The 24,604-nt window shown below is 65.0% G+C and carries 21 protein-coding genes; 11 read left to right on the forward strand and 10 right to left on the reverse strand.

All coding sequences use genetic code 11. From position 1 onward, the window contains the following. Nucleotides 1-85: 85 nt before the first annotated feature. Both QX073_RS11755 and QX073_RS11760 read right to left on the reverse strand, forming a co-directional pair. Complete coding sequence (locus QX073_RS11755; RefSeq protein ID WP_315713724.1) at nucleotides 86-787, reverse strand: SDR family NAD(P)-dependent oxidoreductase; 702 nt, start codon at nucleotides 785-787, stop codon at nucleotides 86-88. A gap of 95 nt (nucleotides 788-882) precedes the next feature. Then, nucleotides 883-1,902: a glutathione S-transferase family protein gene (locus QX073_RS11760; protein ID WP_315825924.1), complete on the reverse strand. Its 1,020-nt coding sequence runs from the start codon at nucleotides 1,900-1,902 to the stop codon at nucleotides 883-885. Between the two features lie 110 nt (nucleotides 1,903-2,012). Here QX073_RS11760 and QX073_RS11765 point away from each other — a divergent pair, with 110 nt between their 5' ends. Both QX073_RS11765 and QX073_RS11770 read left to right on the forward strand, forming a co-directional pair. Beyond that, nucleotides 2,013-3,797 carry an acyl-CoA dehydrogenase family protein gene (locus tag QX073_RS11765; protein ID WP_316172697.1) on the forward strand — a complete coding sequence of 595 codons (1,785 nt, stop codon included), beginning with the start codon at nucleotides 2,013-2,015 and terminating at the stop codon, nucleotides 3,795-3,797. Between the two features lie 41 nt (nucleotides 3,798-3,838). Continuing rightward, nucleotides 3,839-4,927: a Zn-dependent alcohol dehydrogenase gene (locus QX073_RS11770; RefSeq protein ID WP_315713727.1), complete on the forward strand. Its 1,089-nt coding sequence runs from the start codon at nucleotides 3,839-3,841 to the stop codon at nucleotides 4,925-4,927. 188 nt (nucleotides 4,928-5,115) lie between these two features. On the opposite strand, the gene QX073_RS11775 is transcribed toward QX073_RS11770, so the two are convergent. The 3 genes from QX073_RS11775 to mbfA form a co-directional block, all read right to left on the reverse strand. Next, on the reverse strand, nucleotides 5,116-6,585 hold the full coding sequence (locus tag QX073_RS11775) for an amidase (protein ID WP_316225799.1): 1,470 nt from the start codon (nucleotides 6,583-6,585) through the stop codon (nucleotides 5,116-5,118). 78 nt (nucleotides 6,586-6,663) lie between these two features. Next, a complete protein-coding gene (locus QX073_RS11780; protein WP_316167340.1) occupies nucleotides 6,664-7,194 on the reverse strand; it encodes a cytochrome b in 531 nt (176 codons plus the stop codon). A gap of 78 nt (nucleotides 7,195-7,272) precedes the next feature. Next, nucleotides 7,273-8,244, reverse strand: coding sequence for an iron exporter MbfA (gene mbfA, locus QX073_RS11785; protein WP_315713729.1), 972 nt, complete (start codon nucleotides 8,242-8,244; stop codon nucleotides 7,273-7,275). Nucleotides 8,245-8,446: 202 nt separating this feature from the next. Here mbfA and QX073_RS11790 point away from each other — a divergent pair, with 202 nt between their 5' ends. Continuing rightward, the gene (locus QX073_RS11790; protein WP_316200336.1) at nucleotides 8,447-9,169 is read left to right on the forward strand and encodes a hypothetical protein; all 723 of its coding nucleotides are present in this window, start codon (nucleotides 8,447-8,449) and stop codon (nucleotides 9,167-9,169) included. Between the two features lie 73 nt (nucleotides 9,170-9,242). Here the strand turns inward: QX073_RS11790 and QX073_RS11795 are convergent, their stop codons facing one another. The 4 genes from QX073_RS11795 to QX073_RS11810 all read right to left on the reverse strand — a co-directional run bounded on the left by QX073_RS11795 (nucleotide 9,243) and on the right by QX073_RS11810 (nucleotide 13,841). Further along, the gene (locus QX073_RS11795) at nucleotides 9,243-9,629 is read right to left on the reverse strand and encodes a hypothetical protein (RefSeq protein WP_315713731.1); all 387 of its coding nucleotides are present in this window, start codon (nucleotides 9,627-9,629) and stop codon (nucleotides 9,243-9,245) included. Between the two features lie 95 nt (nucleotides 9,630-9,724). Continuing rightward, nucleotides 9,725-10,795: an alpha/beta hydrolase gene (locus QX073_RS11800; protein WP_315714359.1), complete on the reverse strand. Its 1,071-nt coding sequence runs from the start codon at nucleotides 10,793-10,795 to the stop codon at nucleotides 9,725-9,727. Nucleotides 10,796-10,997: 202 nt separating this feature from the next. Further along, the gene (locus tag QX073_RS11805; RefSeq protein WP_316183769.1) at nucleotides 10,998-12,536 is read right to left on the reverse strand and encodes an acyl-CoA synthetase; all 1,539 of its coding nucleotides are present in this window, start codon (nucleotides 12,534-12,536) and stop codon (nucleotides 10,998-11,000) included. A gap of 132 nt (nucleotides 12,537-12,668) precedes the next feature. Further along, the gene (locus tag QX073_RS11810) at nucleotides 12,669-13,841 is read right to left on the reverse strand and encodes an acetyl-CoA C-acetyltransferase (protein ID WP_315825929.1); all 1,173 of its coding nucleotides are present in this window, start codon (nucleotides 13,839-13,841) and stop codon (nucleotides 12,669-12,671) included. 138 nt (nucleotides 13,842-13,979) lie between these two features. On the opposite strand from QX073_RS11810, the gene QX073_RS11815 reads away from it, so the two are divergent. The 8 genes from QX073_RS11815 (at nucleotide 13,980) to QX073_RS11850 (ending at nucleotide 23,212) form a co-directional block, all read left to right on the forward strand. After that, nucleotides 13,980-14,639 (forward strand): TetR family transcriptional regulator, encoded by a 660-nt coding sequence (locus tag QX073_RS11815; RefSeq protein ID WP_315825930.1) that lies wholly within the window; start codon nucleotides 13,980-13,982, stop codon nucleotides 14,637-14,639. Between the two features lie 82 nt (nucleotides 14,640-14,721). After that, complete coding sequence (locus tag QX073_RS11820; protein ID WP_315825931.1) at nucleotides 14,722-15,480, forward strand: SDR family NAD(P)-dependent oxidoreductase; 759 nt, start codon at nucleotides 14,722-14,724, stop codon at nucleotides 15,478-15,480. A 154-nt stretch (nucleotides 15,481-15,634) separates the two neighbouring features. Further along, complete coding sequence (locus QX073_RS11825) at nucleotides 15,635-16,441, forward strand: enoyl-CoA hydratase/isomerase family protein (protein WP_316169560.1); 807 nt, start codon at nucleotides 15,635-15,637, stop codon at nucleotides 16,439-16,441. Nucleotides 16,442-16,482: 41 nt separating this feature from the next. Then, on the forward strand, nucleotides 16,483-18,351 hold the full coding sequence (locus QX073_RS11830; protein WP_316172693.1) for an AMP-binding protein: 1,869 nt from the start codon (nucleotides 16,483-16,485) through the stop codon (nucleotides 18,349-18,351). 135 nt (nucleotides 18,352-18,486) lie between these two features. After that, nucleotides 18,487-19,614, forward strand: coding sequence for an acyl-CoA dehydrogenase family protein (locus tag QX073_RS11835; protein ID WP_315825934.1), 1,128 nt, complete (start codon nucleotides 18,487-18,489; stop codon nucleotides 19,612-19,614). Between the two features lie 156 nt (nucleotides 19,615-19,770). Then, nucleotides 19,771-21,015, forward strand: coding sequence for an acyl-CoA dehydrogenase (locus QX073_RS11840; protein ID WP_315825935.1), 1,245 nt, complete (start codon nucleotides 19,771-19,773; stop codon nucleotides 21,013-21,015). Nucleotides 21,016-21,138: 123 nt separating this feature from the next. After that, nucleotides 21,139-22,386, forward strand: a complete 1,248-nt coding sequence (locus QX073_RS11845; protein WP_316225800.1) for an acyl-CoA dehydrogenase — start codon at nucleotides 21,139-21,141, stop codon at nucleotides 22,384-22,386. A 178-nt stretch (nucleotides 22,387-22,564) separates the two neighbouring features. Continuing rightward, the gene (locus tag QX073_RS11850; protein ID WP_316225954.1) at nucleotides 22,565-23,212 is read left to right on the forward strand and encodes a nitroreductase; all 648 of its coding nucleotides are present in this window, start codon (nucleotides 22,565-22,567) and stop codon (nucleotides 23,210-23,212) included. 633 nt (nucleotides 23,213-23,845) lie between these two features. On the opposite strand, the gene QX073_RS11855 is transcribed toward QX073_RS11850, so the two are convergent. Further along, complete coding sequence (locus QX073_RS11855) at nucleotides 23,846-24,529, reverse strand: acyl-homoserine-lactone synthase (protein WP_315713741.1); 684 nt, start codon at nucleotides 24,527-24,529, stop codon at nucleotides 23,846-23,848. Between the last annotated feature and the right edge of the window lie 75 nt (nucleotides 24,530-24,604).

Below are 24,604 nucleotides of genomic sequence, written 5' to 3' on the forward strand. Positions count from 1 at the left end.
TTGCTCCGCCCTGGATTCTTCGCTTCGCTCGCAATGACGGTGATCGTGGTGCGTCTTTGCCCACGTCATACGGAACATCAACTTCTCAAAACGTCTCCACCCACGGCCGCAGCTCCATCTCCCAGCTCCAGGCACTCCGTGGCTGCTGCAGCACGCTCCAATAACTTGCGGCGATGGCATCCGGATCGAGCATCGAATTCGGGCGCTCCGCGGCTTCCTGACGCTCTGCGCTCTTGATCGCGCCGTCGATGACGAAATGCGCGACGTGGATGCCCTGCGGCGACAGTTCGCGCGCCATGCTCTGGGCGAGGCCGCGCAGCGCGAACTTGCCCATCGCGAACGGCGCCGACTGGGCGTAGCCCTTCACGCTGGCGGAGGCGCCGGTGAACAGGATGGCGCCGTGCTTGTTCGGCAGCATGCGCTGTGCCGCCTGCTGCGCCACCAGGAAGCCGCCGAAGGCGCTGACGGCAATCGACTGCTGCACGTCGGCCGGCACGAGATCGGTGAGCGCTCCGCGCGCCCGCGCGCTGGCATTGTAGACCACGAGATCAGGCGCGCCGATCTCGCGCTCGACGATGCCGAACAGCCGCTCGACCTCCTCCGGATTGGTCGCATCGCAGGGGTAGGCGCGGGCGCCGGTTTCGTTGCAGAGCGCGCCGAGCTTCTCGATCTTGCGGGCGGCAAGCGCCACGCGGATCTTCTCGCGCGCGAACAGCCTCGCCAGCGAGGCCGAGAGCCCCTCGCCGGCACCGACGATGAGGGCGATCTTGTAGGCAGGGATGTCCATGGGCATGTCCTTGGGCCAAAGCGTCCGCAGACATCAAGCTAGTGCACCGGCGGCCGACTTCCTACGGCTCGTCCCCACATTTTTGCCGCGCGTCCTCAGGTGGGACGCGGCTGCAATCCAGCGAGGCAGCCGATCTCCTCCAGCACGACATCGAGCCGGCTGCGATCGTGCAGGAAAGCGTATTTGCCGCGGAGCATCGCCAGCGAGCGCGCGTGATATTTCTGCGGCTTCTGCATCCATGTGAAGTCGCCGAACTGGACGCGGAAGACGCTGCGGTTCTCGGCCAGCGCCTGCTCGTTGGCGAGCGTCCATGGCATGAACAGCGCGCCGACCTGGCGGGTCAGGATCGGCATCAAGGTCAGTGATAGTTCCGGCCACAGCTCGAACTCACCTTCGGCGCGCGGCCATAGCATGCGGTGGATCCAGGCCAGCACATGCGGCGCGCGGCCTTCGATCAGGGCGCCGGCCGTCGGATCGGTCCACAGCTCGTAGAGCTGGCCCCACAGTCCGAAATCGCCGTAGGCCGGACGGTGGCCGAACAGATATGGCCTGACCGAGAGATGCCGTTCGAGCAGGTCGAGCATTTCGGCAAAGCCCTGCTCGATCTGCGGCGCGTTGATCTCGTTGGAGCCGACATACCACAGCCGCTCGACCATGCGCGCGCGGATCTTCTCGGCCAGCTCGCCCAACTCGGCCTCGTCCGCCCTGGGGGCGCGGATGCGGGCGATGCGTCCGGCCGAGGCGCGCTGGTCGAGATCGCGCGCCCAGCGATAATGGAACATCCACTTGTTGCCCCACTCGTCCCCGAACTCCTCGATCAAGGCCGAGATGAAGCTCGTCAGCGCGTCGCCGGGATGAATCGTGGGTTGCGGAAAGTCGAGCTCCAGTGCGTCGATGATCGGCGTCGAGTCCTGCATCGGCACCTCGTCGGGGGCGACCACCAGCGGAATGATCGGCAGCTTGGCGTGCCGCGCGAACTCCGCCTCGCTTTCCGCATTGCGCAATATCCAGTGATGCGGGATGCCCTTGTAACGCAGATACGATCGCACCTTGACCGAATAGGGCGACATCTCCGCCCCGAAGATGCGATAAACCTCCGTCGGCTGATTGGTCATGGATCTGCTCCCGGTTCGGCGCACGCCGCTGCCTGTTGTGTATCCGATCAGGCGCAACCTGTCGAAGAGTCCATCAGAGACTTGCGGAAACGAACGAGGGCTTAACGATCATGCATCAGTTCCTGAGGCGCGATGACGTGATGACCGGCGGCGCAAGGCCGGAGCTGCTGGCGCCCGATACCACCGGGCTGAACTTCTATCGCGCCGACCCCGCGCTCGCCGATCTCCTGCGCATCCATCTGCCCGAAGCGCTGTTTCGGCACCTCGTGCCGCATCTCGACCGTCTCGGCGAGCTCGCCGGCTCCTATCTCGACGAATGCGCCCGCTTGGCTGACCGCCATGGCCCTGTGCTGCACCAGCGCGACCGCTTCGGCCGCGACGTGCAGTGGGTCGAGTACCATCCGGCCTATCGCGAGCTCGAGCGCGCCGCCTTTGGCGAGTTCGGCATTCACGCGATGTCGATCCGGAAGGGCATTCTCGGCTGGCCGACCAAGTATCCGGTCACGGCCAAGCACGCCTTCACCTTCCTGTTCAACCAGGCGGAGTTCGGGCTGGGCTGTCCGATCAACGTCACCGACGGATGCGCCAAGCTGCTGGCGAGCTTCGGCAGCGACGGGCTCAAGGCCAAGTACCTCGATGGCCTGACGCAGACCGACATGAGAAAGCTGACCCAGGGCGGCCAGTTCATGACCGAGAAGGAGGGCGGCTCCGATGTCGGCACGTTGACGACGGTCGCCGTCCCGGAGGGCGACCATTGGCGCCTGCATGGCGAGAAATGGTTCTGCTCCAATGCCGATGCGAAAGTCGTGATGCTGTTGGCGCGGCCGCAAGGTGCCGAAGCGGGAACGCGCGGCGTCGGCCTGTTCCTGATGCCGCGCTTCCTCGATGACGGCAGCCAGAACCACTATCGGATCGTGCGCCTGAAGGACAAGCTCGGAACGCGCTCGATGGCCTCGGGCGAGATCAAGCTGGAGGGCGCCGTCGCCTATGCGGTCGGGAGGCTCGATCGCGGCTTCGTGCAGATGGCCGAGATGGTCAACTCGTCGCGTCTCTCCAACGGCGTCAAGTCGACGGCGCTGATGCGGCGGGCCTGGCACGACGCAATTACGGTCGCGCGCAACCGCGTGGTGTTCGGAAAACGCATCGTCGACCTGCCGCTCGGCCGGCGGCAACTGCTGAAGATCCTGCTCGCGACCGAGCAGGCGCTGTCGCTGAGCTTCCTCACCGCCGACGCGCTCGACCGTGCCGAGGCCGGCAGCCAGGATGCCGCGGCGCTGCTGCGCATTCTGACGCCGACATTGAAATTCCGCGCCACGCGCGACGCGCGCAAGGTCTGCGGCGATGCGTTGGAGATGCGCGGCGGGATCGGCTATGTCGAGGAGTTCGTGACCGCGCGGCTGCTGCGCGACGCCCATCTCGGCTCGATCTGGGAAGGCACCGGCAACATCGTCGCGCTCGATGCGCTGAAGCGCGCCGTGGGCCGGCACGGTGCGGAGGCCGCGCTGGCAGCCGACCTGCATGCGCGGCTCGACGACAGCGCCGTCGTGCCGCAGGCCTGGCGCGATCAGCTGCATCGACTCGTGGATCGTGCCGTGGGCTTTGCGCGCGAGGTCGCGGGACGCGCCGACAACGAGTCCGAAGCGCGCCGCGCCACCAGCCTGCTGTATCACGTGGCAAGCGCCGTCTCGACGACTTGGGAAAGCGGGCGCATCCACGCGATGCGCGGCGACGCGCGCAGGCTGTTGCTGGCGAAGCTCATCGTCGCGCACCGGCTGACGCCGTCCGATCCGTTCCGGCTCGCGGAAAATAGGATGGATGATGCCATCGCGACACTGCTGCTCGGCGAACGTACCGCTGACATGGAGGAGGTTGGCGAACTGCTGTCAGCGGCGTAGGCTTGCCGCGACCAACAACAAACAAGATCGGGAGAACGCCAATGAAAGCCGCCGTGCTGATGGAGGTCAACAAGCCGCTGGTGATCGAGGACATCAGTGTGCCCAAGCCGGGGCCGCGGGAAGTGCTGATCCGCACGGCGGTTGCCGGTCTCTGCCATTCCGACCTGCACTTCATCGAAGGCCTGTATCCGCATCCGCTGCCCGCCGTGCTCGGCCATGAATCGGCTGGGATCGTCGAGCAGGTCGGCGCCGACGTGACCTATGTGAAGCCGGGCGATCACGTCGTCACGTGCTTGTCCGTGTTCTGCGGCACCTGCGACAACTGCACCACGGGCCGCCCGGTGTTGTGCACCGATACGACGGTGAAGATGCCGCCCGGCGCCTCCAACCGGCTGTCATGGGGACGAAGCGAGAAGCTGCACCAGTTCCTCAACCTCTCGTCCTTCGCCGAGCAGATGCTGGTGCACGAGAACGCGATCGTGAAGATCCGCCCGGACATGCCGCTCGATCTCGCAGCGCTGATCGGCTGCGGCGTCATCACCGGCTATGGCGCGGTCGTCAACACGGCGCGGGTGCAGGCCGGCGAGACGGTGGCCGTGATCGGCTGCGGCGGCGTCGGCATGGCTGCGATCAACGGCGCCGAGATCGCGGGCGCGGGCCGCATCATCGCCATCGACACCAATCCGGCCAAGCTGCAGCTTGCGACGAAACTGGGCGCGACTGACATCATCAATCCCACTGAGGGCGACGTCGTGGCCCAGGTGCGCGAGCTCACCAAGGGCGGCGTGCACCACGCCTTCGAGGTGCTCGGGCGCAAGGAGACCGCCGAGCAGGCGTTCGCGATGCTGGCGCCGGGCGGCACCGCGACCATCGTCGGCATGATCCCGTTCGGCCAGAAGATCGAGCTGCACGGCTTCGACTTCCTGCGCGAGCGCCGCATCCAGGGCTCGTCGATGGGCTCGAACCACTTTCGCGTCGACATGCCCCGCCTCGTCGAGTTCTATCTGCGCGGCAAGCTGCATCTGGAGGACTGGATCTCCGCCAAGCTGAAGCTGTCGGAGATCAACGAGGGCTTTGCCAACATGAAGGCAGGCAAGACGCTGCGCAGCGTGATCATGTTCGATGCGTGAGGTGGGTGGTCGGGTGTGAGGCAGGTGATGAGGTTCGGCGGGTCTGCCTATTAGTTACCCGTCATGCCCGGGCCTGACCCGGGCATCCAGCCTCTCTGCAAGACGGATGGCCGGGTCAAGCCCGGCCATGACGATGTAGGACGACGGCGGAATTTGGCGAGGCGTTGTTGAATAAGCCCGATCGCGAACTAGTTCGCGAACCGCGGCGGCGGGACGAAGCCGCCGAATTCGCGCTCGATCAGGTCGGCGAGCTTGAGCGGCGTGCGGTCCTCGAGGAACGGGCCGACGATCTGCACCCCGACCGGCAGGCCGTCGGCGAGTCCAAGCGGAATCGCGGTGGCGGGCAGTCCGGGCAAGGTGGCGATGCCCGGCCAGGCGAGCTGATCGGTGTAGCAATGCTCGACGCCGTCGATGCTGATGCGGCGCTGCTCCTGGTCGGGCGAATGGTCGTGCGGATAGGCCGGCGTTGGCATGATCGGGCAGATCACGGCATCGAACTGCTCGAACAGCGTTCGCCATTGCGCGCGCAGCCGCGCCCGCGCCCCGCCGGCCTGCACCCAGTCGCGATGGCTGAGCGCGATGCCGCGCAGCCGCTCGGCCGCGAGGCTCGCTGCCTCCTTCGGCAATTGCGCGGCCGCGTGACTGGCGCCGGCGTGGACCTCCGCCGGCATGGTGGCGCCGATGAAGCCGAGCAGCATGCGCATGTAGAGCCGGCTCGATGCGGCGAAGTCCGGCAGCAGCGGGCTGTCCGTCGTGACGCTCACGCCGGCCCGTGCGAGGTCGGCCGTCAGCCGCTCGATCGCGCCGCGCACGGCGCTGTCGGTCGGCAGCAGCGGATCGCTCGCGACCACCAGCACGCGGAAATCCCGCAGGCGACCGTGGCGCGGCGGCGGCAGGTCGAGGCGATATGCCTTGCCGGCCTCGAGCGGGTCGGGGCCTGCGATCACATCGAGCAGCAGCGACAGATCGGCGGCCGAGCGCGCCATCGGGCCGACGACGGCGAGGTCGGCCTCGCCCGGCAGCGGCTGAAACGGCGGCGGCGTATGGCCGCGCGAGGCCACCAGGCCGTAGCTCGGCTTGTGCGCGGTGACGCCGCAATGAAACGCCGGCACCCGGAGCGAGCCGCCGATATCGGAGCCGAGCGACAGCGAGCCGTAGCCGGCCGCCAGGGCCGCGGCCGATCCGCCTGACGAACCGCCCGGCGTGCGGCCGAGATCGTAGGGATTGTTGGTGGTGCCGTAGATGTCGTTGTAGCTCTGCCAGTCGCCGAGCCCGAGCGGCACGTTGGTCTTGCCGAGCACGATGCCACCGGCGTCCTTCACGCGAGTCACCGTCAGCGCATCCTCGGCCGCGATGAAATCCCTGTGCTGCGGAAAACCCCAGGTCGTCGGCAGGCCGGCGACGTTGTAGGATTCCTTCACCGTGAGCGGAAGGCCGAGCAGGGGCCGCCGTTCGCCGCGCGTCAGCGCGGCGTCGGCGGCGTCGGCGGCAGCGAGCGCGCGCTCGAAATCGCGCACGCAGACGGCGTTGATCTCGGGGTCATGACGTTCGATGCGGTCGATGGCGAGCTTGGTCAGCTCGACCGACGAGATCTCACGATCTGCCAACGCCCTCGCCGTGTCGACGGCGGTTGCGAACGTCCATTGCGGTGCGGCCAAGGTCGATCCTCCCGGTGAGATGTTTGCCGGGAGTCCTAACCGATGCGGATGGCGATCGCTTGACCAAAATTGCGGATTCTAGCCCGGCAGCATCCGCTGCATGACACGGTCGCGATAGATGAAGACGTGCGCGAGTGCGGCGGCGACGTGAACGACGATCAGGATCAGCAGCAGCCATTCGGAGGCTTGGTGCAGCCCGTCGATGGCGCGGTTACCGGCCGGGTTGCGCGCGGCCAGCATCGGCAATGGAAACAGGTAGAAGAACGATACGCTCCAGCCGCGGAAGGAGGCGAACAGCCAGCCGGTGATGGTGCTCGCCAGCACCATCACATAGAGCATCCAGTGCACGACCTCCGAGCTCAGCCGCTGCCAGGGCGGCAGCGAGCTCTCCGGTGCGACCGGATGGGTGAGCCGCCAGACGAAGCGCACGGCGATCAATGCCAGAATGGTGAGGCCGAATGAAATGTGCAGGATCATCGGCGCGCCGGGGGGTGTATTGGCATGCAGGTCCGGCATCAGCCAGCCGATCGGATACTGGATGGCGAGCAGCGCCACCACCAGCCAGTGCAGGATCTTCGCGGGTGTGCCGTAATGCAGGCGTGGCGTCATGACGAGTTTTCCGTTGTGATCGGTCCGGCGCCATCAGCCTCGCGGCTGAGCGGTTGGCAAGACGCCGGGGTGCGGATGCTAGGCCGCTCCTATGAGAATTCCGACGCCGAGCACGATGATGCCGCCGAGCACGATCTGGAACACCGCCTGCAGGAACGGCGTGTCCATATAGCGCGCGCGGATGTAGGCGATCGCCCACAGCTCGAAGAACACGACGAGGCTCGCGATCGCGGTCGCGATCCAGAACGCGTTGGTCCAGGAGTCGGGGACGAGATAGGGCATCGTGTGCCCCAGTCCGCCGAGCGTCGTCATCGCGCCGCACACGGCGCCGCGCAGCCACGGCGAGCCGCGGCCCGTCAGCGAGCCGTCGTCGGACAGCGCCTCGGCGAAGCCCATGCTGATGCCGGCGCCGATCGAGGCGGCAAGGCCCACCAGGAAGGTCTGGAAGTTCTGATGCGTGGCGAAGGCGGCGGCGAACAGCGGCGCCAGCGTCGAGACCGAGCCGTCCATCAGGCCGGCGAGACCGGGCTGGACATATTGCAGCACGAACACGCGCCGCCGCGTCTCGTCCTCCTTGTGCCGGACATCCGGACTGAGGATCTTGTCGGTCAGTTTCGCCGCAACCTTCTCGTGGCCCTTCTCGGCCTCGGCGAGATCGCCGAGCAGCCGGCGCACGCCGACGTCCTTGGCCTGCTCGGCCGCCTTGGCGTAGAAGCGCTCGGCCTCGAACTCCATCGTGCCGACCTCGCGGCGGATGGCGTCGAGCGACAGGTTCTTGGTCAGCCAGATCGGCCGGCGCTGCATGAAGCCCTTGACGTTCTCGCGCCGGATCGGCGGCAGGTTCTTGCCGAAGCGCTCCTCATAGAGTTCGAGCAGCATGTGGCGGTGGCCCTTCTCCTCCTCGGCCATCTGCTCGAACAGCTTGGCTGAATCCGGATAACGTTCCGCCAGATCCTCCGCGAAGCTCATATAGATACGGCCGTCTTCCTCTTCGGCCGAGATCGCGATTGCCAGGATCTCGCGCTCGGTGAGGTCGGCGAAGTTCTTCATTCCAAGGTCCCCGGATCTCTCGCTCTCAACATTCGGGTGTTTAGAACGTTTCTAAAGTCTATATGGATTTGCCGCACCGCGGTCAAACTCCGGCCGCTGATTGGTCGCGAAACCCTTCGGTGACAGCGCATTCAAGCTCCAGTCATGGAACTGCGAGGATAGTCCGTCGTTCGCGTTCCGCTCAGCCACCTAAGGAGTTCCCATGGATAGCGTCAAATATCGGCTCAACGATCCAGGGTTGGCGCCGCGCCGCACCCGGATGGATATCCCGGGCTGGGCAGGCGAACGCCAGCCACGAGCGAATGGCTCGCATGAGCAGGTCTGGCATTGCGTACCATTCTCGGAAGGTGCGCAATATGGCATCGAGCTATTTTATCCGTACGACTTCGAGCTGCAGGTCACCACGCGGGACGGCAAGCTGGAGCTGTCCGGCGACTGGGGCGAGCCGCCGAGCCCGAGCCTGCAATGGCCGCCGTTCCGCAATTTTGGCGATGCCTTCTACACCTACCAGATCCTGCTCGATCTCAAGGTGCCCAACGGTTTCGCGATCCGGACCGAGCCGCATCCGCGCTTCTACACCGACCGCAGCGATACCTGCCCGATCGCGGTGCCGGCGTTGGTGCGCAATTTCTGGCCGATGCTGTTCTTCTGCGTCTTCAAGGCGCCCGCGGAAGGGCGGACGCATATCTTCCGTCCGGGCGAGCCGTTCGCGCAGGTGATCGTGATTCCGGAGGAGGCAAACTTCACGGTCGAGCCCATGACTCCGGACGAGGCGGCCGAGCGCGAGTTGCAGTCGCGCCGCATCCACGCCAGCCGTCCGGTGCTCGCCAAGGAGACCGAATGGGTGTCGAGCACCGACACGGTGTTCGACGGCACCTACCGCCACCTGCATCGCGCGGCGAAGGACAAGGCGCGCAAGTCCTGACGCTTCCGTCTTCCTCAAACGAAAGAGCGCCGACCTCACGGTCGGCGCCCCCCGAGCTTTCACCTCTCAACGATCAGTAGCGATCGTAGTACCAGTGGTGATGGTGATGATGGTGGTGGTGATGGTAGTACCGGCGCGGCACCACATAGACCCGGGGGCCGTAACCGTACCCATAGCCAGGGCCGTAGCCATAGCCGCGCCAGTAGCCATGGTGATGGTGGTGATGATGGTGGTGGTGATGGTACCACTGCGCCAGCTGCACCTTCGGTTCGGCCTCCGGCGGCGCCTGCTCGTCGAGCGCCTGCAGCACCTTGGCCGCATTCGGGATCGGCTCGAGCAGGTCGGCGTAGGAGTTGGCCTTCAGCACGTCGCTCGGGGCCGGAGCCGCTGACGCCTGCGCCGTGCCGAGCGCGCCGACAGCGGCGACTGCGCCCAACAAGCCTGCGATCTTCTTATCCATAAATCTTCTCCTGATGCGCATTGCCCGGATGCAAAAACGTCAACCCCGAATGTTCGTTCCTCGATTCGCCTAATACGTCGGAACGGCGTCCGAAATCAGGCTGTCGATTTGTTCAGGAACGTGAACAGGAGCTCATTGACTCGTTCATGTTGCTCCTGCTGCACCCAATGTCCGGCGCGATCGATCAGCTCGCACAGGATCATGTTGGTGCACACTCGGGACTGCATCGCTTCGAACACACCGGGCCGTTGGTAGATGCCCCAGTCTTGCAGGCCGGAGATGAATGCGGACGGAACGTCGATCGTGAGATCCGACCAGGTCTGCAATTCAGCGTCGAATAGACCAGACGTGCCGCAGCGGTACCATTGCAGCCCGCCCTGGAAGCCGTTTCGTTCATATTCGGCGGTATAGACCGCGAGCTCATGGTCCGGCAGCCAGCGATTCGCCGCGATCGCCGCCGCATCCGGCATCTCCTCGGCGACGGTCTCGGCCATCGTCTTGTCGAGGTCCATGACGTAGTAGGTCGGTAGCTTGGCGAGTTCGGCCGCGTCCCAGGCCTGCAGAGGAGAAGGGGCGTTGGCCGCCCAGTCTGCGCTCTTGTGATGGTAATAGGCGCGCAGGAATTCATGCAGCCCCTGCGGGGGATGATGCATGTCCGCATTGGCCTGCCGCGTCGCGTAGTACCATTGATAGTGCTTGCGCGGACGCGGCAGCGCAGCCAGTTCGCGATGCACGGGATCCTCCTGCGCCGCGAGGGGATGGCTGGCGATGTCGAACGGTGCTGCGGGTGGCCCCGGGAACGGTGCGCTCATCATCACGACCGATCGAAAGACATCGGGGCGGATCACTGCGCACCACGCCGCGACGGGGCTGCCGAAGTCGTGGCCGACGACAGACGCGACATGGCGATGGCCGAATGCATAGACCACGCCGAGCGCATCGCGCACCAGGTTGGTGAAGCGAAACGGCGCGAGATCACCGTCATAGTCGGCGCTCCACCCTGTGGTGCGGCCATAGCCGCGCTGGTCCGGCGCCAGCACGTGGTAGCCGGCGGCGGCCAGCGCCGGCATCACCTTGCGCCAGCTATAGGCCAGCTCGGGAAAGCCGTGTAGCAGCAGCACACAGGGACGGCCGGGCGTCTCGAAGCCGGCTTCGAGCACGTGCATGCGCAGGCCGTTGATGCCGTCGACGAAGCGGGACCGGATCGTGGGTGGGAGGGGAAGCGGGGGAAAGGAAGTCGACATTCGAACGTCTCCTCGTCATGGCCGAGCTTGACCGGCCATCCACGTCTTCTCTTGTGCCAGCTTGAAAGACGCCGATGCCCGGCACAAGGCCGGGCATGACGGAATTTTGCGGAATGATCGCGTGCTAGGCCGCGCCCTTCTTCGGCCAGTAGCGTTCGCGCAGGTGGCGCTTGACCAGCTTGCCGGTCGGCGTGCGCGGAAGCTCCGGCTCGAAATCGATCGAGCGCGGGCACTTGATCGGCGACAGATGCTGGCGGCAGAACAGGATCAATTGCTCCTCGAACGCCTTGCCGGCGCGCGCCATGTCGTGCGGCTGCACCACCGCCTTGACCTCCTCGCCCATCTCCTCGTTCGGCACGCCGAACACGGCGACATCGGCGACGTCGGGATGCGTGATGAGGACGTCCTCGGTCTCCTGCGGGTAGATGTTCACGCCGCCGGAGATGATCATGTAGGACTTGCGGTCGGTCAGATAGAGGAAGCCGTCGGCGTCGAGATAGCCGACGTCGCCGAGCGTCGACCAGCCCTTGTCGTTGTAGGCCCGCTTCGTCTTCTCCGGATCGTTGTGATAGGAGAACACCGGCGCGTCGGCGAAGTACACCGTGCCGATCTCGCCGGTCGGCAGCTCCTCGTCATTCTCGCCGAGGATCTTGATCTTGCCGACAACGGCGCGTCCGACGCTGCCACGATGCTCCAGCCACTGCTTCGAGGTGCAGACGGTGACGCCGTTGCCTTCGGAGCCGGCATAATACTCGATCAGGATCGGACCCCACCACTCGATCATCCTGGCCTTGACGTCGACCGGGCAGGGCGCAGCGGCATGGATCGCGCCCTTCAGGGTCGACACGTCGTAGCGCTTGCGCACGTCCTCCGGCAGTTTCAGCATGCGCACGAACATGGTCGGCACAAGCTGCGACTGCGTGACCTTGTACTTTTCGACCAGCTTCAGGAAGTCTTCGGCGTCGAAATGCTCCATGATGATCGAGGTGCCACCGAGCACTGAGACCATCATGTTGAAGCGCAAGGGAGCTGCATGATAGAGCGGCGCCGGCGACAGATAGGTGCTCTCGGCGTTCATGCCGCACATGTCGGCGCACAGCACGCGCAGGAACTGGTTCGGCTGATCGATCGGATTGCCTTCGAAATCCTTCTTGATGCCCTTCGGCCGTCCGGTGGTGCCCGACGAATACAGCATGTCGTAGCCGGCGACCTGATCGGCGATCGGCGTCTTGGGCTGGGCGCCGGCCTCCTTGTCCCAGGAGCGGAAGCCGGGCTCGGGCTCGTCGATCATGAAGAACAGCGGGCCGTCCGTGGCGCTCACGAGATCGCGCACCTGCTCGGCGCATTTCGGCGAGGTGATGAAGACCTTGGCGCCGCAATCCCTGATGATGTAGGCGATCTCGTCCTTGGTGAGATAGCGGCTGATCGCGGTGTAGTACAGGCCGGAGCGCTGCGCCGCCCAGGCGATTTCCATGAAAGCCAGCCGATTCTCCATCAGGAAGGCGATATGGTCGCCGGCCTTGAGCCCCAGCGCACGGAATAGATGAGCGCCCTGGTTCGAGAGTTCGTCGAGCTCGCGATAGGTGATGGCCTTGCCGGTGCCGGCCATCTGATAGGCGATCTTGTCGGGATGGCTGCGGGCGTGAATGGAGGGGTGGGTCATGAAAGACTCCGGCGGGGAGGCGCGAGTAACGAATGGCGAGTAGCGAATAGGGAATGGCGAATAGCGGAGCGTCTGGGCGAGCGGAGCGGGATCGCTCTCCCTATTCACCACTCGCCATTCGCTATTCGCTTCCTACAGCCTTTCCACGATCGTCACGTTGGCCATGCCGCCGCCTTCGCACATCGTCTGTAACCCATAGCGCTTGTTGCGGGCCTTCAGCGCATGCAGCAGCGTGGTCATCAGCTTGGTGCCGGAGCCGCCGAGCGGATGGCCGAGCGCGATCGCGCCGCCATTGACGTTGAGGCGGTTCGGATCGGCGCCGATGGTCTTCAGCCAGGCGGTCGGCACGGAAGCGAACGCCTCGTTGACCTCATAGAGATCGATCTCGTCGATCGACATGCCGGCCTTCTGCAGCGCGCGCTGCGTCGCCGGGAGCGGCGCCTCCAGCATGATGACGGGGTCGCCGCCCATCATGGTCATGTGATGGACGCGGGCCAGCGGCTTGACGCCGAGCGACTTCAGGCCGCGCTCGTTGACGACCATGACGCCGGACGCGCCGTCGCAGATCTGGCTGGCCGTGGCCGCCGTCAGCTTGCCGTTCTCGGCGATCAGCTTGACGCTCTTGATGCCGTCGAGGCTGACGTCGAAGCGGATGCCCTCGTCGATGTGGTGGGTGTCGGTCGAGCCGTCGGCACGGGTGATCTCGAGCGGGATGATCTCGTCCTTGAAGTGGCCTGCCTGCGTGGCGGCAATCGCGCGCTGATGGCTGTTATAGGCATATTCGTCGAGTTCATCCTTGGAGAGACCGTACTTCTCCGCCATCATTTCCGCGCCGGTGAACTGGCTGAACTGGATGTTCGGATAGCGGCTCTCGATGCCAGGGCTCTTGTAGTGCCCGAAGCCGTTCTTCGCCGGAAGCGTGGAGGAGAGACCCATCGGCACCCGGGTCATCGACTCCACGCCGGCGGCGATCACGACATCCATCGCGCCCGACATCACTGCCTGCGCGGCGAAATGCAGCGCCTGCTGCGACGAGCCGCACTGCCGGTCGATCGAGGTGCCCGGCACGCTCTCCGGCAGCTTCGAGGCCATCACCGCATTGCGCGCGATGTTGTTCGATTGCTCGCCGGTTTGCATCACGCAGCCCATGATCACGTCCTCGACCTGGTCCGGCGCGGCGCCGGAGCGATCGACCAGCGCGTCCAGCACCTTCGCCGCGAGGTCGGCCGGATGCCAGCCGGCCAGCCGTCCTCCCTTGCGGCCGCCGGCCGTGCGTGCGGCCGCGACGATGTAGGCTTCCGCCATGACGTATCCTCCCTAGACTTGGTGTTCGTGATTGGCGGCGATTTAAATGCCCGATCGAGCGTTAGTCAATCGATCAATTAACTCTTGAGATCAACTCCGGCTTCGGCTTATCTGCCTCGATCAAGCGCGAGACATGTCTTGGGACCTCAGCTTCACAACAGCGTGCCAGAGAAACTTCCCGCGGGGCGGAATGCGACGGCGGAGAAGCTGCTGGACGCCGCCAGCGAGCTGATGATCGCGAGGTCCTCGATCGAAATCTCGCTCAGCGACATCGCGCAGAAGTCCGGCTCTAATGCAGCGCTGGTGAAATATCATTTCGGCAACAAGGACGGCCTGCTGCTGGCGCTGCTCGCCCGCGACGCGGCGACCGAGGTGGCCAATCTCGAATATCTCCTGGCGCAGCCGCTGCCGCCGACGGCGAAGCTGAAGCTGCACATCAGCGGCATCATCCGCGCCTATCACCGGTTTCCCTACATGAACCGGCTGATCCATTATCTGCTGCATGAGAGCAGCGCGGAGGCGGCCGACGAAGTGTCGAAGTTCTTCGTGGCGCCGCTGCTCGATTTCCATCGCCGGCTCATCGAGGAGGGCGTCGCCAGGGGCGAGTTTCGCGCCGTCGATCCGGTGCTGTTCTACACCAGCCTGATCGGCGCCTGCGATCACCTGTTCTTCGGCCGCCACGCGATGTCGCGCGCGATCGGCGTCGGCCCGGTCACCGATGATGTCTGCCGTCAGTACATCGCCCATATGGAGGCGCTGATCTGCGGTGGAATATTGAAACGGGCGAGTGGCGAATAGGGAGTCGCGAATGTGGGAAGCCTCTATTCGCTACTCCCTATTCGCTATTCGCAAGCAAAAACGTCTAGGGAGGAAACCTGACATGCAGTTGAACAACGTTGCCGTTCTCATCACCGGCGGTGGCTCGGGTCTCGGCGCAGCTACGGCGCGCGCCATGGCGGCCAAGGGGGCCAAGGTGGCCGTGCTCGATCAGAGCCTGGAAAACGCCGAGAAGATCGCCGCCGAGATCAAGGGCGTCGCGCTGCATGCCGACGTCACCAATGAGGATCAGGTCAAGGCCGGCCTCGCCAAGGCCGAGGCGGCCCACGGCATCGCCCGCGTGCTGGTGAATTGCGCCGGCATCGGCGGCTCGCAGCGCATCGTCGGCAAGGACGGCGTCTATCCGCTCGCCAAGTTCGCGCGCATCATCAACGTCAACCTGATCGGCACCTTCAACGTGCTGCGGCTGTTTGCCGAGCGCCTCGTCACCGCCGAGCCGGTCGGCGAGGAGCGTGGCGTCATCATCAACACCGCCAGCGTCGCGGCCTATGAAGGCCAGATCGGCCAGATCGCCTATTCGGCCTCGAAGGGCGGCGTCGTCGGCCTGACCCTGCCCGCTGCGCGCGATCTCGCCAGCCAGAAAATCCGCGTCAACACCATCGCGCCCGGCCTGTTCCTGACACCGCTGCTGATGGGACTGAACGAAGAAGCGCGCAAGAGCCTGGGCGCCCAGGTGCCGCATCCGGCCCGGCTCGGCGACGCCTCCGAGTACGGTAACCTCGCCGTCCACATCGTCGAGAACCCGATGCTGAACGGCGAAACCATCCGCCTCGACGGCGCCATCCGCATGGCCCCGCGCTGACGGCAACCTCCGCCGTCGTCCCCGCGAACGCGGGGACCCATACTCCGCGGCGTCTGTGATAGGCAGACTGGCAGACGCCGCACTCTTACCAATCAAGCCGGTGGCTATGGATCCCGGCGTTCGCCGGGATGACACTGAGGGTGGAGCGCGCGCCATGTCCCAACCGCTGCTGATCGAACACGACAATGGCGTCGACCGGGTGACGCTCAATCGCCCCGAGAGCCTGAACGCGCTCGACCCGGCGCTGATCGACGCGCTCAACGCTTATTTCGAAAGCCTGCAGCGCAATCGCACCACGCGAGTCGTCGTGCTCAAGGGTGCCGGCAAGAACTTCTGCGCGGGGCTCGATCTGAAGGCCGCGATGCAGCGGCGCGGCGGCGTCAATGAGCCGCCCAGCGTGACCGAGTCGCTGGACTCGCAGCGCCGCATCGCCGACATCGTGATGTTGATGCGGCGTTGCCCGCAGCCGATCATTGCGCTGGTGCAGGGCGCAGCCGCCGGCGGCGGCTTTGCGTTGGCGCTCGCGGCCGATATCCGCATCGCCAGCCGCTCGGCGCGGATGAACTGTGCCTTCATCAAGCTTGGCTTAGGGGGCTGCGACATCGGCACCAGCTATTTCCTGCCGCGCCTCGTCGGCGTCTCCGTCGCATCGGAGCTGATCCTCACCGGCCGCTTCATCGGAGCCGAGCGCGCGCTCATGGTCGGGCTGGTGTCGGAAATCGTCGAGGACGATATGCTCGAGGGCGCGGCTGCGCCCTTCGTCGATGCGATGATGACGGCCTCGCCGGTCGGACTTCGACTCTCAAAGGAATGTCTCAACATGAGCGTCGATGCGTCGTCGATCGAAGCCGTCATCGCGATGGAAGATCGCAACCAGGTGCTGTGCAGCCGCTCGGAGGATTTCAAGGAGGGCATTCAAGCCTTCCTCGAGAAGCGCAAGCCGGTCTATACCAACCGCTAGATATCAAGATCCGCAAAGGACGATATTTCGGGAGACGCAAAATGGACGGGACGGCAGCGAAGGTGTTGGAGAAGCCGGCATTCCGCAAGGTCAACTGGCTGGCGCGCGACATCGATATCGAGAGACGCGGTGACGGCGTCATCGTCATCAAATCGCGCATTCCGCTGCAGGCCTATGAGCCGCATTTGGCGGCGCCGCTCGCCCGCTGGGCTAAGGAGGCGCCGACGCGGACCTGGCTCGCGCAACGCAGCGGAGCCGAGCGGCAATGGCGCAAGCTGTCCTATGCCGAGGCCAAGCGCACCGTCGATGGGCTGACGCAGGGCCTGCTCGATTTGAAGCTGGACGGCCGCCCCGTCGCCATCCTCTCCGGCAATTCGATCGAGCATGCGCTCATCACCATGGCTGCGATGCAGGCCCGTTCGCCGGCCGCTCCGGTGTCGCCCGCCTATTCACTGATGAGCCACGATCATCTCAAGTTGAAATATCTGTTCGGCCTCGTGAAGCCGGGCGTGGTCATGGTGCAGGACGGCCCGACCTTCGAGAAGGCGCTGAAGGCGCTCGATCTCGACGGCGTCACCGTCGTTCATGTCGCGCGTCCGTGCGAGGGCATTGCGAGCATCAGCTTCGCTGATCTCGCCGCGACGCCGGTCACCGGCGCGGTCGACGCGTCGATTGCGCAGATCACACCGGACACGGTCGGCAAGCTGCTGTTCACCTCCGGCTCGACCGGCATGCCCAAGGCGGTCATCAACACCCAGCGCATGATGTGCGCCAATGCGGCGATGATGATGCAGACGCGGCCGCGCGGGCCTGATGCGCCGATCTCGACGGTGCTCGACTGGATGCCATGGAATCACACCATGGGCGGCAATGCGCTGTTCAATCCGCTCTTGATCGAGGGCGGCACGCTCTACATCGACGACGGCCGGCCGATGCCCGGCATGTTCGACGAAACCATCCGGAACCTGCGCGAGGTGTCGCCGACCTATTACGCCAATGTGCCCGCCGGCTATGCGGCGCTGGCGGCGGCGATGGAGAAGGACGATGCGCTGTGCCGCTCCTTCTTCAAGGATCTGGGCATCATGGCCTATGGCGGCGCGCGGCTGCCGGACGATCTGTACGAGCGGATGCAGGCGCTGGCGGTCAAGACCACCGGCGAGCGCATCGTGTTCTACACCGGATGGGGCTCGACCGAGACGGCGCCGACCTCGACCGGCACCTATTGGAACACGGAGCGGGTCGGGCTCATCGGCCTGCCGTTCCCCGGCGTCGAGCTGAAGATGGTGCCGACCGGCGACAAATACGAGCTGCGCCTGCGCGGCATCAACGTGATGCCCGGCTATTTCGGCCAGCCCGAGCTGACGAAGAAGGCGTTCGACGAGGAAGGGTTCTACTGCATCGGCGATGCCGGCGTGTTCGTCGATCCCAATGACCCGGCGCAAGGCATCATCTTCGCCGGCCGCGTGGTCGAGGATTTCAAGCTCACGACAGGCACCTTCGTCCATGTCGGCTCGCTTCGCACCGATGCGATCGCAGCCGCAACGCCGGCGATCCACGATGCACTGGTGACCGGGCAGGACCGCGAATATGTCGGTCTCCTGGCCTGGCCCAATCTGCACGCCTGCCGCCAGTTGGTCGGCGATCCCAACGCGACGTTCGAGGACGTGGTGAAGCATCCGGCCGTCATCGACTGCGTCCGCCGTGGTCTCGAAGCCCATAATAAAGAGTGCGAGGGCGCGACCAGCCGGCGCATCGGCCGCGCCATGCTGATGGTCGAGCCGCCCTCGATCGACGGCCATGAGCTGACCGACAAGGGCTACATCAACCAGCGCGCCGGTCTCGAACGCCGTGCCGCGCTGGTCGAGCGGCTCTACGCGGCCGAGCCCGACAGCGACGTGATCGTGCTGTGACGACGCATTTTGAAACCGTCATTCCGGGGCACTCGCGAAGCGAGTGAACCCGGAATCCAGAGATAAATCAGATCGAGATTCCGGGTTCGATGCTGCGCATCGCCCCGGAATGACGATCAGGAAGCAGGTGAGGCCATGAACTTCGATTTCTCCGACGACCAGAAGCAGTTGCGGGACCAGGCGCGGAAATTCCTCGCCGAGAAGTGTCCGCCCAAGGCGGTGCGTGTCGTGCTCGATGGCAAGGAGCCGTATGACCGAGCGCTGTGGAAAGGCTTCGCCGAGATGGGCTTCCTCGGCGTCGCCATTCCTGAGGAGTACGGCGGCGCGGGCGCCGGTCATCTCGAGCTCTGCGTGATCGCCGAAGAGGTCGGCCGCGCGCTGGCGCCGGTGCCGTTCTCGTCGACCGTGTATCTTGCCGCGGAGGCCCTGATGCTGGCCGGCAGCGATGCGCAGAAGCAGGCCTGGCTGCCGAAGATCGCCAATGGCGAGGCGATCGGCACCTTGGCGTTGTTCGAGGGCACCGGCAATCCGTCGCCCAAAGCGATCAAGTGTGAGGCCGCCAACGGCGTGCTCAACGGCACCAAGAAGCCGGTCGCCGACGGCGCCATCGCCGATCTCATCATCGTTGCCGCGCGTACCGGCTCGACCGGCCGCGACGGCGACATCTCGCTGTTCCTGGTCGACCCCAAGGCGGGCGGCGTCGAAGCCAAGGCGCTGACCAATCTCGATCCGACGCGCGGCCAGGCCGAGCTCACCTTCAAGAACTGCAAGGCGGAGCCGCTCGGCGCCGCCGGCGAGGGTTGGAGCATCATCACCCAGGTGCTCGATCGCGCCGCGGTGCTGACGGCGTTCGAGCAGGTTGGCGGCTCCGACCGCGCGCTGGAGATGGGCCGCGACTACGCGCTCGACCGGATCGCCTTTGGCCGTCCGATCGGCTCGTTCCAGGCGGTCAAGCACATGCTGGCCGACATGTACGTCTCGGCGACCTTGGCGCGCTCCAACTCCTATTATGGCGCCTGGGCGCTCTCGACTAATGCGCCGGAATTGCCGGAGGCCGCGGCCTCAGCGCGCATCAGCGCGACGCAAGCCTTTCAACACTGCGCCAAGAACAACATCCAGGTCCATGGCGGCATGGGCTTCACCTGGGAGTTCGACTGTCACATGTACTACCGACGCGCCAACGCGCTCGCGCTCGGCCTCGGCAGCCTCTCTTACTGGGAAGACCAACTGATCGACCGCATGCGCAAGCGCAATGCGGCGTGACCCAAGCCCGTCATTCCGGGGCGCTCGCGCGCGACAAAATGACCATGCCATTTTGCGCGGAGTGAGCGAACCCGGAATCTCGAGATGACTCACCTCTGGATTCCGGATCGACCCGCGTTGCGGGTCGTCCGGAATGACGATCTGAAAGGAATTCTCATGAACTTCGATGACACTCCGCAGGAGGCCGCGTTTCGCGCCGAGGCGCGCGCGTGGATCGCCGCCAATGCGCCGAAGCAGTACGAGGACGAACTGCGCGCGTCCTCGCTTGGCCGCACCGCGCTGAAGAACGCCAGCATTCTCGACGTCGCCAAGGCCTGGCAGAAGAAGAAGGCCGAGGCCGGCTGGGCCTGCTTGCACTGGCCAAAGGAATATGGCGGTCGCGGGTCCTCACCCATCGAGCGCGTGATCTGGCAGCAGGAGGAGGGGCCCTACGGCAAGCTGTCCGGCATGTTCATCATCGGCCACGGCATGTGCGGCCCGACGATGATGGCCTATGCCTCCGAGCAGCATAAGAGAGAGTATCTGCCGCCGCTGGCCTCGGGCGAGAAGGTCTGGTGCCAGCTGTTCTCCGAGCCGGCCGGCGGCTCCGACGTCGCCGGCCTGCGCACCCGCGCCGAGAAGCGCGGCGACGACTGGGTGATCAACGGCCAGAAGATCTGGACCTCGGGCGCGCATTATTCCGACTACGGCATCCTGCTGACGCGTACCGATCCGACGGTACCGAAGCACAAGGGCCTCACCATGTTCTTCCTGGACATGAAGAGCCCGGGTGTCGAGGTCCGGCCGATCAAGCAGGCGAGCGGGCACTCGGATTTCAACGAGGTCTATTTCACTGACGTCGTGATCCCGGACTCGCAGCGTCTCGGCGCGGTCAATGACGGCTGGAACGTCGCGCTCACCACCTTGATGAACGAACGCATGTCGATCGGCGCCGGCGTCGCCACCGGCTTCCCGGAGCTGTTCGACTTCTGCTCCAACCTGATGCTGGACGATCGTCCCGCGATCGAGGACCGCAACGTGCGCTCGAAGCTCGCGAGTTGGGCGGTGAAGGCGAGCGGGCTGAAATACACCAGCATCCGCGCCATCTCGGCGCTGTCGAAGGGCGAGCGGCCGGGACCTGAGAACTCGATCGGTAAACTGGTCGCAGGACCAATGATCCAGGACGTCGCGACCTACGCGCTCGACCTGCAGGGCGCCGCCGGCGTGCTCAGCGGTCCCGAGGCCGAGCTCGCCGGAAAATTCCAGGCGATGCTGCTGCGCGCGCCCGGCACCCGCGTCGAAGGCGGCACCGACGAGATCATGCGCAACATCATCGCGGAGCGCGTGCTGGGTCTTCCTGGCGACATCCGTGTCGACAAGGACCTTCCGTTCAACCAGGTTCCGACCAAGGGACGAAGCTAACAAGTGCAGTCGTAGGGCGGGTTAGCGCAGCGTAACCCGCCGCTAGCTCGTACAACGCTGATCAAGTGGCGGGTTACGCCTTCGGCCAACCCCCGCCCTACGCATATCAAGTGAGGGTCAGGCATGAACTTCGACGACACCCCGCAGGAAGCCGCTTTTCGCGACACCGCGCGCGCTTGGATCGCGGCCAACGCGCCGAGGGAGCTGGAGGAGGAGCTCGCGAGCTCCTCGCTCGGCCGCATCCGGCTCGAGCACGCCGACATCGTCGAGGTCGGCAAGGCCTGGCAGAAGAAGAAATCCGATGCCGGCTGGGCCTGCCTGCACTGGCCGAAGGAGTATGGCGGCCGCGGCGCGACGCCGATCGAGCGGGTGATCTGGCAGCAGGAGGAGGGCGTCTATGGCAAGCTGACGCAGCCGTTCCAGATCGGCGAGGGCATGTGCGGCCCGACCGTGATGGCCTATGGCAGTGAAGAGCATAAGCGGCGCTATCTGCCGAAGCTCGCTTCCGGCGAGGAGATCTGGTGCCAGCTGTTCTCCGAGCCCGCCGGCGGCTCCGATGTCGCTGGCCTGCGCACCCGCGCCGAGAAGCGCGGCGACGACTGGCTCATCAACGGCCAGAAGATCTGGACGTCGGGGGCGCACTACTCGGATTACGGCCTGCTGATCACGCGCACCGATCCCAATGTGCCCAAGCACAAGGGCCTGACGATGTTCTTCCTGGACATGAAGAGCCCGGGCGTCGAGGTCCGCCCGATCAAGCAGGCCAACGGTATGCAGGAGTTCAACGAGGTCTATTTCACCGACGTCGTGATCCCGGACTCGCAGCGCCTTGGCGCGGTCGGCGACGGCTGGAACGTGTCGCTGACCACCTTGATGAACGAGCGCATGTCGATCGGCGCGCGGCTCGCCACCGGCTTCCCGGAGATGTTCGAGTTCTGCGCCAATCTGATGACCGAGAGCGGACTCGCCATCGACGATCGCGCCACGCGCTCGAAACTGGCGTCGTGGGCGGTCAAGGCCAGCGGGCTGAAATACACGAGCTACCGCGCGATCTCGGCGCTGTCCAAGGGCGAGCGGCCGGGACCGGAGAACTCGATCGGCAAGCTGGTCGCCGGCGTCATGCTGCAGGATATCGCAACCTACGCGATGGATCTCGAAGGCGGCGCTGGCGTGCTGACCGGCGCGGACGAGACGGTGACGCAGGGCCAGTTTCAGCAGATGCTGCTGACCTCGCCCTCGATGCGCATCGCCGGCGGCACCGACGAGATCTTGCGCAACATCATCGCCGAGCGCGTGCTCGGTCTGCCCGGTGACATCCGGGTCGACAAGGACGTGCCGTTCAACAAGGTGCCGACCAAGGGGCGCAGCTGATCCGACGGCATCACGACGGCCGTCTTCCGGGGGCGGTCGCTGTGGCGACCGGTCCGGAAAGACGGGGGTGGAGGGCGAGCACAAAGCGAGCGTCGCCGGTCGAACTGTACGGAAGGTTGTCATGTCATCTGCGGCGCCAAAGTCAGAGCAGGATCCCATCACCATTCTCGAAGAGCTGATGGCCGCGCGCTTCTCCTGCCGCAGGTTCCGGCCCGAGCCCGTGCCGCGCGCGACCATCGAGCGCATCCTGACGGCGGCGCAAAAAACTGCGTCCTGGTGCAACAGCCAGCCGTGGCGTGTCGAGATCACCTCTGGTGCGGCGACCGAGGCTTTCCGGAAGGTGATGTATGCGGCGGCCTCCAGCGGCAAGGCGGCGTCGGGCGACTTTCCTTTCCCGCGCGAATACACCGGCGTCTATCTGGAACGGCGGCGCGAGAGCGGTTTCCAGCTCTACAACGCGCTCGACATCCCGCGCGGCGACAAGGCGGGTTATGCCCGGCAGGCGCTGGAGAACTACAATTTCTTCGGCGCGCCGCATGTGGCGGTCATCCACAGCGACGAGGCGCTCGGCACCTATGGCGCGATCGATTGCGGCGGCTACGTCACGAGCTTCATGCTGGCGGCGCAGGCGCTCGGCATTGCCACCGTGCCGCAGGCGGCGCTCGCGTTTCAATCCGACGTGGTGCGGCAGCACTTCGGGCTTGGCGCCGACCGCAAGGTGGTCTGCGGCATCTCGTTCGGTTGTCCCGATCTCGGTGACAAGGCCAACTCCTACCGCACCAGCCGCGCCACGGTCGCCGAAACGGTCCGCTTTCACGACGAATGACTTCCCATCCGTAGGTCGCACGCGCGTATTTGTTGCCGGCGGAGTTCCGTTATCCGGGACTCCGGAGGGGGCGAGACGCCCCACGAGTCCATTTTTGTAAACCGAGTTTGCTGAACAGGGAGCAGCTCCGGCGGCGGCGCCATGATTTTGCCGAGGTGTCGTCCACGTTCGGCGAGCGCGTTTCGGCAACGATGCTCGTGCCCTCCTGTCCGACCTTCACATCGAAAGCCGCCCTGAAATCAACAGTTTGTGTCTGCGATGCACCAGTCGAGACGCGCCGCTGCAGGACCGGACGTGTTGCGAGAGTCGGTGCAGGAGCGCTAATGGCTGCTGTTGGTCGAATTGGGCGCGCACTTTTCCTTCAGCTCGTGGGCTTCAAGCAATGATATTGACAAAATTCTCTCTAACATTTTGAGTTGCATCGCCCGAGCGTCAACGATGCAAAATTGCAGACGCTCGATGATCTTCTCGATTGAAGGTTCAGTCACGGCTCAAAACCTGAAGTGTCAGCGATGGATTCCATGAACACGCCGTCCAACCTTTATGCCCTCGAGGTGGACGAGGCGACGCTCCTTGGTCACCGCCTCTTGAAGGCTTTCCATAAGCTCAGGCTGAAGCGGCACAGGGAACAGATCATTGCGCTGGCTGAGCGGCTGGTGGAAGATGAAGAAAGATATCCGGCAGGGCCTGGCGGCTGACGTCTTCGAGCCCCTGCCACGTGAGGGTTGGCCGCGTCAGGCCGATCTGCTCGCAGAGTGACTTCCATGTCGTTTCATCGCAGTCGACGAGCACGGCCATCACCGACATCCCGTCCATCATGTGAGGTACGCCGAGCGGCCGCGCCTTCCAGCCGCACTTCTCGAACCGCGGCAGCCACCAGGTTTCGAGCACGATCGAAAAGCCGGTCAACCCGATCGAGATGCCGTACTCCATGATTGCGGTGAGCAGCAGCATGTCGATCCGCGGGCCGGCATGCTCGCCGCGGCGCTCCGGGATCACGAAGATGCGCGACAGTTCGTAGACGTCGGGGCGCTGGATCGGGCCGCGCAGATTCAGATACGGGAAGATGTCGCTCATCAGCGTCGGCAACTGCGTCGGCACCGCGCGCATCGAGCCGATCAACTGGCCGTTGTCGATGCAGAACAGATAGACCGAATCCTCGGTGTCGAACTGATCGATCTCGCGCCCGTCGGGACGATCGAGTGCCATCCACTTGCGTTGCTTGACGTAGATCTCGTGGCGCAGCCGGTAATACGGATCGAAATATTTCTCGTACAGAGCGCGATTATCTTTTCGAACGACATGAATCTCAGGCATCGAAACCCCCGGTCGTCTGAATCAAATTGGGGTTTGCAGATTGCCGATGCGCTCGAATTGATCCAGTGGGAGAAA

Source organism: Bradyrhizobium sp. SZCCHNS3052 (assembly GCF_032484495.1).
Lineage (GTDB): Bacteria > Pseudomonadota > Alphaproteobacteria > Rhizobiales > Xanthobacteraceae > Bradyrhizobium.